The sequence below is a fragment of the Serratia sp. S4 genome, from assembly GCF_000347995.1.
Taxonomy (GTDB): Bacteria; Pseudomonadota; Gammaproteobacteria; order Enterobacterales; family Enterobacteriaceae; genus Serratia; species Serratia quinivorans.
The window spans coordinates 1,767,927-1,780,601 of the sequence record NZ_KB661120.1 but is presented as its reverse complement, the minus strand read 5'-3'; the positions used below and the strand labels follow the sequence as shown (position 1 = coordinate 1,780,601).

10 protein-coding genes are annotated in these 12,675 nt (G+C 58.2%); 8 read left to right on the top strand and 2 right to left on the bottom strand.

Translation table 11 applies throughout. The features are described from left to right. The first annotated feature begins 121 nt into the window (after positions 1-121). The 5 genes from SERS4_RS0109080 to ltaE all read left to right on the top strand — a co-directional run bounded on the left by SERS4_RS0109080 (position 122) and on the right by ltaE (position 6,939). The gene (locus tag SERS4_RS0109080) at positions 122-1,018 is read left to right on the top strand and encodes a lysine exporter LysO family protein (protein ID WP_017892246.1); all 897 of its coding nucleotides are present in this window, start codon (positions 122-124) and stop codon (positions 1,016-1,018) included. A 172-nt stretch (positions 1,019-1,190) separates the two neighbouring features. Continuing rightward, positions 1,191-2,840, top strand: coding sequence for a hydroxylamine reductase (gene hcp, locus SERS4_RS0109075; protein WP_017892245.1), 1,650 nt, complete (start codon positions 1,191-1,193; stop codon positions 2,838-2,840). A 54-nt stretch (positions 2,841-2,894) separates the two neighbouring features. Beyond that, positions 2,895-3,899: an NADH oxidoreductase gene (hcr, locus tag SERS4_RS0109070; protein ID WP_017892244.1), complete on the top strand. Its 1,005-nt coding sequence runs from the start codon at positions 2,895-2,897 to the stop codon at positions 3,897-3,899. Between the two features lie 205 nt (positions 3,900-4,104). Continuing rightward, the gene (gene poxB, locus SERS4_RS0109065; RefSeq protein ID WP_017892243.1) at positions 4,105-5,826 is read left to right on the top strand and encodes a ubiquinone-dependent pyruvate dehydrogenase; all 1,722 of its coding nucleotides are present in this window, start codon (positions 4,105-4,107) and stop codon (positions 5,824-5,826) included. A 96-nt stretch (positions 5,827-5,922) separates the two neighbouring features. Continuing rightward, positions 5,923-6,939 (top strand): low-specificity L-threonine aldolase, encoded by a 1,017-nt coding sequence (gene ltaE / locus SERS4_RS0109060; protein WP_017892242.1) that lies wholly within the window; start codon positions 5,923-5,925, stop codon positions 6,937-6,939. Positions 6,940-6,975: 36 nt separating this feature from the next. Here the strand turns inward: ltaE and SERS4_RS0109055 are convergent, their stop codons facing one another. After that, positions 6,976-7,323, bottom strand: coding sequence for a DUF1294 domain-containing protein (locus SERS4_RS0109055; RefSeq protein ID WP_017892241.1), 348 nt, complete (start codon positions 7,321-7,323; stop codon positions 6,976-6,978). Positions 7,324-7,476: 153 nt separating this feature from the next. Between SERS4_RS0109055 and SERS4_RS0109050 the strand changes: the two genes are divergently transcribed. Together SERS4_RS0109050 and SERS4_RS0109045 are read left to right on the top strand one after the other, a co-directional pair. Beyond that, entirely contained in the window at positions 7,477-8,916 is a 1,440-nt protein-coding gene (locus SERS4_RS0109050; protein WP_017892240.1) for a DUF2867 domain-containing protein, read from the top strand. A 168-nt stretch (positions 8,917-9,084) separates the two neighbouring features. Continuing rightward, positions 9,085-10,095, top strand: a complete 1,011-nt coding sequence (locus tag SERS4_RS0109045) for an NAD(P)-dependent oxidoreductase (RefSeq protein ID WP_012006093.1) — start codon at positions 9,085-9,087, stop codon at positions 10,093-10,095. Here SERS4_RS0109045 and SERS4_RS0109040 read toward each other — a convergent pair whose 3' ends face one another. Then, positions 10,096-10,932 (bottom strand): N-acetylmuramoyl-L-alanine amidase, encoded by an 837-nt coding sequence (locus SERS4_RS0109040; protein WP_017892239.1) that lies wholly within the window; start codon positions 10,930-10,932, stop codon positions 10,096-10,098. A 188-nt stretch (positions 10,933-11,120) separates the two neighbouring features. Here SERS4_RS0109040 and SERS4_RS0109035 point away from each other — a divergent pair, with 188 nt between their 5' ends. Continuing rightward, positions 11,121-12,647 carry a DUF3300 domain-containing protein gene (locus SERS4_RS0109035; protein ID WP_017892238.1) on the top strand — a complete coding sequence of 509 codons (1,527 nt, stop codon included), beginning with the start codon at positions 11,121-11,123 and terminating at the stop codon, positions 12,645-12,647. Positions 12,648-12,675: the final 28 nt, after the last annotated feature.

Genomic DNA, 12,675 nt, shown 5'->3' with positions numbered 1-12,675 from the left:
TTGCAGGTCAAGCGGACGACGTCAAATCTGCCGCTTTACTCCGGACGTGGTTTTGGTTAGCGTGTGGAGCCTCGCCGCTCATCCAGGCGCCGCCCTCAGAACAAAGGACGCAAGCTTCACCATGTATTCAGGACTGCTGATTATTCTGTTACCGCTGATTGCCGGTTACCTCATTGCGCTACGTAGCCGGACTTTACTGCAAACCATCAACCGCCTGCTGAGCTGGATGGTCTACGTGATCCTGTTTTTCATGGGTATCAGCCTGGCGTTTCTGGAGGACCTGAGCAGCAACCTGGTGTTGATATTCCAGTATGCTTCGGTGTTTTTCCTGTGCATTCTCGCCGCCAGTTTGCTGATGCTGGCACTGCTGGAACACAAAATGCCGTGGCACAACAGCCATAAACAGGAAAAACTGCCCTCCCGCCTGCATATGGCGCTCGAATCGCTCAAGCTTTGCGGCGTGGTGCTCGGCGGTTTCCTGCTCGGCCTGACGCAGTGGCAATGGCTGCAGTTTGCCAACAAAGGCAGCGAATACGCCTTGATCTTCCTGCTGCTGCTGGTGGGCATCCAGCTGCGCAACAGCGGCATGACGCTACGCCAAATAGTGCTTAACCGACGAGGCATGATAGTCGCCGTGGTGGTGGTGATAAGTTCACTGGCCGGCGGTGCGCTGGCAGCACAGCTGCTGGGGCTGCCGATTAAGGCCGGGCTGGCCATGGCGTCCGGTTTTGGCTGGTATTCGCTTTCCGGCATTTTAATCACCGACGCCTATGGCCCGGTATTAGGCAGCGCGGCCTTCTTTAACGATCTGGCGCGTGAACTGGTAGCCATAGTGCTAATCCCGACCCTGGTACGTCGTAGCCGCTCGTCAGCGCTGGGTCTGTGCGGCGCCACCTCCATGGACTTTACCCTGCCGGTGCTGCAACGCAGCGGGGGGATGGAGATAGTGCCACCGGCCATCGTGCATGGCTTTCTGCTCAGCCTGCTGGCACCGGTACTGATCGCCCTGTTCTCTTGACCCTTCTCCGGGGGTTCGCCCCCGGAGAAGCGTAATAATTCCCATCCGCACGGTAAAATTGCGCTAAATCAAACTTGCCCTTGGTAGCATCACAAAAGCCTTTTTAAGCCCCGGTTGCCGATCTATGCTCATAAACAAGCATTATAAATGCAACTTTAAAAAGGAAGCGATTATGTTTTGTGTGCAATGTGAACAAACTATCCGTACCCCGGCAGGCAACGGCTGCTCTTATGCTCAGGGTATGTGCGGCAAAACGGCGGAAACCTCCGACCTGCAGGACCTGTTAGTTGCGGCGTTACAGGGGCTTTCCGCCTGGGCGCTGCAAGCCAGGGCGCTCGGGATAGTCGATCATGATATCGACAGCTTCGCCCCGCGTGCTTTCTTCTCTACCCTGACCAACGTCAACTTCGATTCAGATCGTATTATCGGTTACGCACGCGAAACCATCGCCCTGCGCGAATCTCTGGCCACCCGTTGCCGTCTGCTGGACGCCAGCGTCCATGTCGAACACCCATTGGCCAGTCTGCAGCTGGCCGGCGATGATATGCCTTCGCTGCTACAGCAGGCCGCGCAGTTTGCCCTCAATACCGATAAAGCCGAGGTCGGCGACGACGTACACGGCCTGCGCATGCTGTGCCTGTACGGCCTGAAAGGCGCCGCGGCCTATATGGAGCACGCTCACGTACTGGGCCAGTCCGATGACCAGATCTACGCCGACTACCACGCCTTTATGGCCTGGCTCGGCACCCAGCCGCGCGACGTGGATACCCTGCTGAACAACGCCATGGGTATCGGCAAAATGAACTTCAACGTGATGGCGATCCTCGATCACGGTGAGACTCAGGCTTACGGCGATCCGGTGCCAAGTGCGGTGAACGTGCGTCCGGTGGCAGGCAAAGCCATTCTGATCTCCGGCCATGATCTGAAAGATCTGCGCATGTTGCTCGAGCAAACCGAAGGCCAGGACGTGAACGTTTACACCCACGGTGAAATGCTGCCGGCGCACGGCTACCCGGAACTGAAAAAATTCAAGCATCTGGTGGGCAACTACGGCAGCGGCTGGCAGAACCAGCAGACCGAGTTCGCCAAATTCCCCGGCCCGATCCTGATGACCTCTAACTGCATTATCGATCCCAATGTCGGTAACTATGGCGATCGTATCTGGACGCGCAGCATCGTCGGTTGGCCGGGCGTTAACCATCTGGAAGGGGACGATTTCAGCCAGGTGATCGCTCAGGCACAGGGCATGAGTGGTTTCCCCTATAGCGAAATCGAACATATGATCACCGTCGGCTTTGGCCGCCAGACGCTGCTCAACGCCGCCGATACGGTGATCGACCTGGTGTCACAAAAGAAACTGCGTCACGTCTTTTTGGTCGGCGGCTGTGACGGTAGCCGCGATGAGCGCAGCTATTTCACCGACTTCGCCCGCAGCGTTCCACAAGACTGCCTGATCATGACGCTGGCCTGCGGCAAATACCGCTTCAACAAGCTGGATTTCGGTACCCTGGAAGGCTTGCCACGCCTGTTGGACGTCGGTCAGTGTAACGACGCCTATTCCGCCATCATGCTGGCGGTCAAACTCGCCGACACCCTCGGTTGCTCGGTCAACGAACTGCCACTGAGCCTGGTGCTGTCGTGGTTTGAGCAAAAGGCGATTGTCATCCTGCTGACGCTGTTGTCATTGGGGGTTAAAAACATTGTTACCGGGCCAACCGCGCCGGGCTTCCTGACCGACAACCTGATGGCGATCCTGAACGAAAAATTCGGTATGCGCCCGATCACCACCGTAGATCAGGATCTGCAAGCCCTGCTCGGCTAATGCTGCTGTTTCTCGGGGCCGCAGATGTCGGCCCCTTTGCTTTTGAGGTGCCCAATGACCCAACCCAGCCCACTTTGCCCCAACCGCATGCAGGTGCATTCGATCCAGCAGGAAACCGCCGACGTCTGGACGCTCAACCTGATCTGCGATGTTTTTTACCCTTATCAACCCGGTCAGTTTGCGCTGGTCAGTATCCGTAATCGCGAAGACACTCTGCGCGCCTATACGCTCTCCTCTTCGCCCGGCCAGAGCCGTTTTCTCAGCATCAGTGTACGTTGCCTGCCGGACGGCGTGGGTTCGCGCTGGTTAACCGGCGAAGTCAAACCCGGCAACACGCTGTGGCTGTCCGATGCGCAAGGCGAGTTCAGCTGTGAACAACATCCGGCCGATCGTTACCTGATGCTGGCGGCCGGCTGCGGCGTAACGCCGATCATCTCCATGTGTCGCTGGCTGGTGGCCAATCGCCCGGCCTGTGATATCGCAGTGATCTTTAACGTACGCACTCCCGCCGATACCATTTTTGCCGAGCAATGGCGCGAGTTATGCGCCACGCACCCGAAACTGCGACTGACGCTGATGGCCGAACAGGACATTCAACCGGGCTATCTCAATGGGCGAATCAGTGCCGAAGTGCTGCGCCAGGCGGCGCCGGATATCACTGAGCGCACCGTGATGACCTGCGGCCCGGCCCCCTATATGGCTCAGGCAGAACGGCTTTGCCTGCAGCTGGGCGTAGCGGCCGACCGTTTCCATAAAGAGCAGTTCCATACCCCGGCAGCCACCGATGGCGAACAGGGCGAAGGATTAACCTTGCGCACCGCCCGCCCGCTGCGTGAGTTCCGCGTACCGGTCGGCAGCACATTGCTGGCGGCAATGGAAGCCCACGCGCTGCCGGTCAACGCCGCCTGCCGCGCTGGGGTGTGTGGCTCATGCAAAACCCGCATCCTCGAAGGTGACTACACCACCACCAGCAGCATGACTCTGACTGCGGCTGAAATCGCCCAGGGCTATGTGCTGGCCTGCAGTTGCCAACTGCAAGGTGACGTCACCCTCGCCTGATGCTTTCTGCCCCGTCGGCCACGATGGGGCATTTATCGGCAAGCAGGCTTTACCTTCCCCTTCTACACTTTCCCGGTTCCATGTTCGTTACTGCGTTTATTTGAGAAAGACTGATAAGTCATACCCAATAGATTTCAAGTCACGGCCAGGCGGCACACGCTGTGGTTTGAAAGATAAAGGGACCTTTACAACGCTTGGGGGAATTATGAAGCAAACTATAGCCACACTGATCGCCAAAACTCTGGAACAGGCCGGTGTGAAACGCATTTGGGGCGTCACCGGCGATTCGCTCAACGGCCTCAGCGACAGCCTGCACCGTATGGGCACCATCGAATGGCTGGGAACCCGCCATGAAGAGGTCGCCGCCTTTGCCGCCGGAGCAGAAGCCCAGTTGACCGGTCAGTTGGCGGTCTGTGCCGGCTCCTGCGGCCCCGGTAACCTGCATCTGATTAACGGTCTGTTCGACTGCCACCGCAATCATGTGCCGGTGTTGGCGATTGCCGCACACATTCCCTCCAGCGAGATCGGCAGTGGCTATTTCCAGGAAACCCACCCGCAAGAACTGTTCCGCGAATGCAGCCACTACTGTGAACTGGTCTCTAACCCGGAACAGTTGCCCCGGGTACTGGAAATCGCCATGCGCAAGGCGATCCTCAATCGCGGCGTGTCGGTGATCGTCCTGCCGGGCGACGTGGCGCTGCGGATGGCACCGGAAGACGCCAGCATGGTGTGGCACACCCCGGCACTGCCGCTGGTGCAACCGCCAATGAGCGAACTGAACAGGCTGGCGGAGACCCTGAACAAGGCGAAGAACATTACGCTGATGTGCGGCAGCGGTTGCGCCGGCTCCCATGACGAAGTGGTCAAGTTGGCCGAACTGTTGCAGGCTCCGGTGGTTCATGCACTGCGCGGTAAAGAGCATATCGAATGGGACAACCCCTACAGCGTCGGCATGACCGGCCTGATCGGTTTCTCTTCCGGCTACCACGCCATGATGAACGCCGACACCCTGGTATTGCTCGGTACCCAGTTCCCGTACCGTGCCTTCTATCCGACCAATGCCAATATCATTCAGATAGACATCAACCCCGGCAGCATCGGCGCACACTGCCCGGTCAATATGGCGCTGGTGGGGGATATCCATACCACCCTTACCGCCCTGTTGCCGCAGATAGAACCCAAAAGCGACCGTGCGTTCCTCGACAAGGCGCTGGAGCACTACCGCACTGCGCGCAAGGATCTCGACGGGCTGGCGACGGCCAATGACGATCAGCCGATTCACCCGCAGTACCTGGCGCAACAGCTCAGCCAATACGCCAGCGATGACGCCATCTTCACCTGCGACGTCGGTACGCCAACGGTGTGGGCCGCTCGTTATCTGAAGATGAACGGCAAACGCCGCCTGCTCGGGTCGTTCAATCATGGCTCGATGGCGAACGCCATGCCACAGGCGATTGGCGCACAGGCCACCGAACCGGGCAAACAGGTGATCGCCATGTGCGGCGACGGTGGCTTCACCATGCTGATGGGTGATTTCCTGTCGCTGGCCCAACTGAAACTGCCGGTCAAGATTGTGATTTTCAACAACAGCGTACTGGGCTTCGTGGCGATGGAAATGAAGGCCGGTGGCTACCTGACTGACGGCACCGATCTGCACAATCCTGATTTTGCGGCCATTGCCAACGCCGCCGGCATCAAAGGCATTCGCGTGGAGAAAGCTTCTGATTTGGATGGGGCGCTGCAGGAAATGCTGGCGCATCCCGGCCCGGCACTGCTGGACGTCGTCACCGCCAAACAGGAACTGGCGATGCCGCCGCAGATCAAATTCGAGCAGGCCAAGGGCTTTAGCCTGTATATGCTGCGCGCCATTATCAACGGCCGCGGTGACGAAGTGGTCGAGCTGGCAAAAACCAACTGGTTGCGTTAATAATCGTGTCCTCTTTCAGCTAAAACTATCTCCAACAAATTTCAAGTTGCAGCCAACAACGCTGCGGCTTGAAAGATGAAGGGGAAAAGGATTTTTATGCTTATCGATCTACGCAGTGACACCGTGACCCGCCCCAGCGCCGCGATGCGCGAGGCCATGGCCCAGGCAGAAGTGGGTGATGATGTTTACGGCGATGACCCCACGGTCAACGCTCTGGAGGCAGAAGCGGTCCGTCTGTCCGGTAAAGAGGCGGCGCTGTTCTTGCCAAGCGGCACTCAGGCCAACCTGGTGGCGTTGCTGAGCCATTGCCAGCGCGGTGACGAGTACATTGTCGGCCAGCAGGCGCATAACTATAAATACGAGGCCGGCGGCGCGGCGGTGCTCGGCAGCATCCAGCCACAGCCGATTGAAGCTAACCCGGACGGCACCCTGCCGCTCGATAAGGTCGCGGCGGCCATCAAACCCGACGATATCCACTTTGCCAAAACGCGCCTGCTGAGCCTGGAAAACACCATCAGCGGCCGTGTGCTGCCCTTGGCGTACCTGCAGCAGGCCTGGCAATTCAGCCGCGAGCATCAACTGGCGTTACACATCGACGGCGCACGTATCTTTAACGCCGCCGTCGCGCTAAATGTGCCGTTGAAAGAGATTGTGCAGTACTGCGACACCTTCACCATTTGCCTGTCGAAAGGGCTGGGCGCGCCGGTGGGTTCGTTGCTGTGCGGCAGCGAAGCCTTTATCCAGCAGGCCCTGCGCTGGCGTAAAATGACCGGCGGTGGCCTGCGGCAGGCCGGTATTCTGGCGGCGGCCGGTCTCTATGCGCTGGAGCACAATGTCGAACGCCTGCGTGAAGATCACGACAATGCCAAATGGCTGGAACAACAACTGCAACAGATTGGCGTTGAGATCGTTGAACCGGGCGCGCAAACCAACGTGCTGTACCTGCGCCAGTCACCAGAGCTGGCGGCCAGGCTGGGTCCCTGGATGCGTGAGCGCGGCGTGCTGATCAGCAGCGGGCCACTGACGCGCATTCTGACCCACCTTGACGTCAGCCGTCAGGATTTGCAGCAGGTGGTCGATTTATGGCAGCAGTTCCTCAGGCAGCACGCCTGAGTGCTTGTCTGTATGGGGCGTCAACGCGCCCCGCATTCAGAGTATCCAGCGGCCATAAACCCAGTACCAAATCGCCAGCGTCGCCACAATATTCAGCACCACGCTGACGATAAACCAGGTTTTGAACGGCTGTTTCTGGGTTTTATGGCGAAAGACCTGCTGCGCAACTATCGCTCCCATCCAACCGCCCACCAGCCCGAACACCAGCAGCGTGCTTTCCGGCACCCGCTGCCAGCTTCTGCGTGCAGCAAACTTATCCGCACCGTAGACCACCAGCGTCAGCAGGTTAGCCAACAACCACCACATCCAGATCGGATGCAAGAAAAACAAACTGGCGATCAGCGCCAGTCCCAACAGGGCATAACAAACAGCATTGAGTTTCATATCTTCCGGCTTAACGCAGACAAACGGCGGGTAGTGTGACGCCCCCCGTCAGCGGATGCAATGCCCGCATAACCACACAAAAAGTGCATTTAAACCACGAGTTTGGCATCCTGTGACTATGCTAAACAGACTTTCACCGCAAAGGCGGCGCTAATGACAGCTCAACGCGTACTGGTTCTTGGGGCCAGCGGCTATATCGGCCAAAACCTGATCCCCCACCTGATTGAACAGGGACATCACATTACCGCCGCCGCACGTCGTATCGAATGGCTGCAGGAACAGCACTGGCCGCAGGTTAACTGCCAATATGTCGACGTTTACCGGCCGGAAACCCTGGCCGCCGCGCTGTGGGAGATCGACGCGGTTTATTATCTGATCCACGGTATGGGCGACGGCGATGATTTTATTGAAAAGGAACGCCAGGCCGCTGAAAACCTGCGTGATGCGCTGCGTAGTTCCAGCGTCAAACAGGTCATTTTTCTCGGCGCATTACAACCCGAGGGCGACAGCTCGCCACATCTGGTGGCACGCAAGCTGACCGGGGAGATCCTGCGTCAGAGCGGTGTTCCCGTCACCGAGCTAAGAGCCAGTATTATTGTCGGCCCCGGCTCGGCCGCGTTCGAAATCATGCGCGATATGGTTTACAACCTGCCGGTGCTTACGCCGCCGCGCTGGGTACGTTCCAAATCTTCACCGGTGGCGTTGGAAAACCTGCTGGTGTATCTGGCCGATCTGCTGGCACATCCGGCGGAAGAAAACCGCATTTTTGACGTCGCCGGCCCGGAGTACATCAGCTACCAGACCATGTTTGAACGCTTTATCGCCATCAGCGGCAAGAAACGCTGGCTGATCCCGATCCCGCTGCCGACCCGCTTTATCTCGGTATGGTTTATCAGCATGATCACTTCGGTGCCCACGTCTATCGCCAACGCGCTGATCCAGGGGTTGAACCACGATCTGCCCGCCGACGGTAAACCGTTACAGGCGTTAATCCCGCAGACGCTGCAAACCTTCGATCAGGCGGTGACGGCCACCCTGCAACGCGAAGAAGAAGTGGTCGATTCCGCCGACTGGGGCTACGACCCGGAAGCGCGGGCGCGCTGGCGGCCGGGCTATGGTTTTTATCCGAAGCAGGCGGGTTGCTCGATAGAAACCCAGGCATCCAGCCAGGCCCTGTGGCATACGGTGCAGCAACTGGGGGGCAAAGAGGGCTATTTTTACGCCAATATCCTGTGGCAGATCCGCGCACGTATGGACGATATGATTGGCAATCGCGTGGTTTATGGCCGTCCGCAGCGCGACACGCTGGAGGTTGGCGACGTCGTCGACGGCTGGAAGGTGATCACCCTCAAACCACAGCGGCTATTGGCACTGCTGTTTGGCATGAAAGCCCCCGGCCTGGGCCGCCTCGCTTTCACCATCAAGGATCACGGCGACCATCGTACCCTGGACGTACGGGCCTGGTGGCACCCCGCCGGGTTTAGCGGGCTGCTGTATTGGTTCGCCATGATGCCCGCTCATCTGTTTATTTTTCGCGGTATGGCCCGGCGTATTGCCAGGCTGGCCGAAGAACACCCGCGCAATCAGCCGTAACAGGCGGCATCCAGATGCTCAATTGTCGATCAACCGCACACTTTGCTGCTGCGGTTAGGCCCTTTCCGATTGCATAGAGCACGAAATAACGGAAGAATGGCATCTTATTTGCTGGAGCGCCGCTGAAGGCCGTCAGCATTCTGATTTTTGGTGAGAATAGAGTTCGTTATGAAGGTATTGGTCACCGGTGCAACCAGTGGGTTAGGCCGTAACGCCGTTGAATATCTGCGCCGTCAGGGCATTAAAGTGCGCGCCACTGGTCGCAACCAGGCGATGGGCAGTCTGCTGGAAAAAATGGGTGCGGAATTCATTCATGCCGATCTCACCAATCTGATCTCATCGCAGGCCAAGGCCATGCTGGCCGATGTGGACGTGCTGTGGCACTGCTCCAGTTTCACTTCCCCCTGGGGCACCGAAGAAGCCTTTGAACTGGCCAACGTGCGCGCCACCCGTCGCCTGGGCGAATGGGCGGCGGCCTACGGCGTTTCGCAGTTTATCCATATCTCTTCGCCAGCGGTTTACTTCGACTATCATCACCATCGCAATGTTACCGAAGACTTCCGCCCTGTACGCTACGCCAACGAGTTTGCCCGCAGCAAGGCCGCCGGTGAACAGGTGATCCAACAGTTGGCGCTGTCCAACCCGCAGACCCACTTCACCATCCTGCGCCCTCAGGGGTTATTCGGTCCGCACGACAAGGTGATGCTGCCGCGTCTGTTACAGATGATCAAACGCTATGGCAACCTGCTGCTGCCACGCGGCGGTGCCGCGCTGGTGGACATGACCTATCTGGAAAACGCAGTGCATGCCATGTGGCTGGCGACCCAGAAAGAAAATACCCCGTCGGGCCGCGCCTATAACATCACCAACCAGCAGCCGCGTCAGCTACGCAGCGTGGTGCAGCAGTTGATTGACGAGTTGGGCATGAAGTGTCGGATCCGCTCGGTACCCTACCCAATGCTCGACATGATGGCGCGTGGCATGGAAAAGCTCGGCAGCAAAAGTGAAAAAGAGCCGGTACTGACGCACTATGGCGTCGCCAAGCTCAATTTTGATCTGACGCTGGACACCACACGCGCCCAGCAAGAACTGGACTACCGGCCAATTATTTCGCTGGATGAAGGTATCTCGCGTACCGCCCGCTGGCTGAAGGATCACGGCAAGCTGCACGGCCTGTAATTAACGGGCGGCTCCGTATTTCAGCAACAGCGCGTCGACAATCGCCTCACTCTCCGCATCCGGCTCACCGCGATAATCGCTGGGCCGGAAATGCATCTGAAACGCCGCCAATACATTTTTCTGCTGCCGAACATCCCAGCGCGCATCCATGCCATAACCGTAACTCGCCAGCTTGGCCATCAACGGTGCCAGCGGCACTTCGGCATGTTTATCCCGCCCGGCCAAGAATTTCTGCACCTGCCCCTCATCCGGCCAGGCACCTATGCCCGCCTGCGCCAGTTGCTGCCAGGGGAATAACGGACCGGGATCCTGCTTGCGCTGCGGTGCAATGTCGCTGTGCCCCACCACGTCCATCGGCTGAATGCCGTAGCGCTGAATAATATCGCGGCTCAGTGGGATCAACAGGGCAATTTGCTGTGGCGTATAGGGCTGCCAGTGGGTAAACAGCAGGGTTTGGTTGAACCCGCGATTGACGATCTCAATACCGATCGAGGTGTCATTGAGGTTGGTTCTGCCGCGCCAACTGCTGGCCCCCGCATGCCATGCTCGCAGAGCTTCCGGCACCAGTTGAAATGCCACCGGTTTGCCCTGAGCCAACGGCGGGTGCGCCGGTAACAGATAATGTGCACTAACGTGTTCATCCGTCAGGGTTTTCAATGAGGAGTGGAAGTCTTCGGCGGTGTAATGCATCACCAGAAAACGAATGCGCTGGTCTGCGCCCTGGGCCTGATGCAGCGTTTCTAGCTGATAGCCACCATGATCGACGATAGTGTTCTGCGGCATGCTTTGGCAGCCTGCGAGCAGCGCCACGGCAAATATCCCTGGCCAAATTTTCACGAATCCCTCCTGTGTTAGCTACGCCGAATTTGTAACCCGGATTGATTAATCTGTATCCAATAATCATTGTAATCAATAAATGATGACAGATCAGCCTGATGTGCAAGCGAGTATTGCGCTGGACTGGCAGATTGCACTTCAGCTGTTAGGCTAATCATATTACCTGCGCTGATATAAGTGAGTCACTCATGTTCAAGCCAAGCTACCTCTCATGGCTGATCTGTATCGCCGTGCTGCCGCTCAGCAGTTGTGACCAAAAAACAGTGGCCAACGCCATGGGGGCCGCGCCGCCTGCAGCGACATCTCCGGCGGTGGCCACATCCCCCGCGACAGCGCCGGCTTACACGCCGTTGAGCGCCGATCAACTGTACCAGTTGGTCAGCCCGGTGGCGCTTTTTCCTGACAAACTATTAGCGCAAGTATTGGCCGGCGCGGGTTATCCTGACCAAATTAGCACGGCGGATAACTGGCTGGCACAGAATCGTGGCCTGCAACCGGCGGCGCTCACCACGGCCGCCGACGCTCAGCCCTGGGACCCGAGCGTGCGTGGATTAGTGCAATTTCCTGACGTGCTGGACCAAATGGCTAAAAATATCCCCTGGACCACGGAACTGGGCAGTGCCTATCTCAACGATCCCACCGACGTGATGAATGCCATTCAGGTGATGCGTCAACGCGCCGCCACCCAAGGCACGCTGAAAACCTCGCCGCAGCAAAAGGTGATAGTCACCCCGGCCACGCAATACGTTGAACAGCAGCCCTACCCGCAAACCGTAGTGGCTGCCCCGGCCCAAACCATTGTGATTGAGCCCAGCCAGCCGAATGTGGTCTATGTACCGCGTTACGACCCCTGGGTAGCCTATGGCGCACCGGTACCGGCCTACCCGAGCTACCAATATCAAAGTGCTCCCGGCTATAGCAGCGGCGATATGGTGGCGGCAGGAGTGATCAGCTTTGGCGTCGGGATCGTGGTCGGTGCATTGATTAATGAAAACCATCATGACGACTGGCATAGCTGGGATGTGCACTGGAATAATCGGCGTCAACCGGTGGTCTACAACAATGCGCCCTATATCTCGCATTCCACCACGGTGATTAACCGCGTCACCAATATCAATCAATTTAATAATGTAAACCGTAGCAACACCGTGAATAACTACCGCAACACGCCGGTGGTTCAGGCGCCACGTATTGCCGCACCGACGGCCCGTCCGGCTCCGAACGTTAACACGATGCAGCAACCCCATTTTGCCCAACAGGCAGCCGCGATGAATACACGCCAGCCAATGACTACACCGAACTTTACCCATACGGGAACGGTAGCCGCCCCCCGTGCAGTGACACCCTCGGCCCATGCTCAGCCGCAAATGACCCTGCCGAAATTCACCTCTACGGCACCCGCAGCGGTACCGCCGCAAACGCGAAAATCAGCAACGCCGGTTCAGCAAACAGAAAAACGGCTAACGCAGCAGCCTCAACAACGCACAACCGCACCTTATGCCGTACAGCAAGTGGCTCGACCCGCAGCCACTAAACCGGTGGTTCGTAGCGCGCCCGTAGCCCCGGTTTCCCGCCCGCAGCCGGTTCAGCAGCGGTCTGATACCCCACGGAACCCTTTCCATCAGCAACGGATACAGACAGAGCATCGCCCGGCCCCCGCAGCCAGGCAGCAGGAACGCCGGCCATTAAGAATTGAATCCCGCAGGGCCGATTAATGATATGACGCCCCGGAGATTACCGGGG

What these genes read in the sequence shown, in the direction of transcription:
- SERS4_RS0109080 (WP_017892246.1), top strand. Translation starts at nt 122, where the DNA reads ATGTATTCAGGACTGCTGATTATTCTGTTACCGCTGATTGCCGGTTAC.
- hcp (WP_017892245.1), top strand. Translation starts at nt 1,191, where the DNA reads ATGTTTTGTGTGCAATGTGAACAAACTATCCGTACCCCGGCAGGCAAC.
- hcr (WP_017892244.1), top strand. Translation starts at nt 2,895, where the DNA reads ATGACCCAACCCAGCCCACTTTGCCCCAACCGCATGCAGGTGCATTCG.
- poxB (WP_017892243.1), top strand. Translation starts at nt 4,105, where the DNA reads ATGAAGCAAACTATAGCCACACTGATCGCCAAAACTCTGGAACAGGCC.
- ltaE (WP_017892242.1), top strand. Translation starts at nt 5,923, where the DNA reads ATGCTTATCGATCTACGCAGTGACACCGTGACCCGCCCCAGCGCCGCG.
- SERS4_RS0109055 (WP_017892241.1), bottom strand. Translation starts at nt 7,323, where the DNA reads ATGAAACTCAATGCTGTTTGTTATGCCCTGTTGGGACTGGCGCTGATC.
- SERS4_RS0109050 (WP_017892240.1), top strand. Translation starts at nt 7,477, where the DNA reads ATGACAGCTCAACGCGTACTGGTTCTTGGGGCCAGCGGCTATATCGGC.
- SERS4_RS0109045 (WP_012006093.1), top strand. Translation starts at nt 9,085, where the DNA reads ATGAAGGTATTGGTCACCGGTGCAACCAGTGGGTTAGGCCGTAACGCC.
- SERS4_RS0109035 (WP_017892238.1), top strand. Translation starts at nt 11,121, where the DNA reads ATGTTCAAGCCAAGCTACCTCTCATGGCTGATCTGTATCGCCGTGCTG.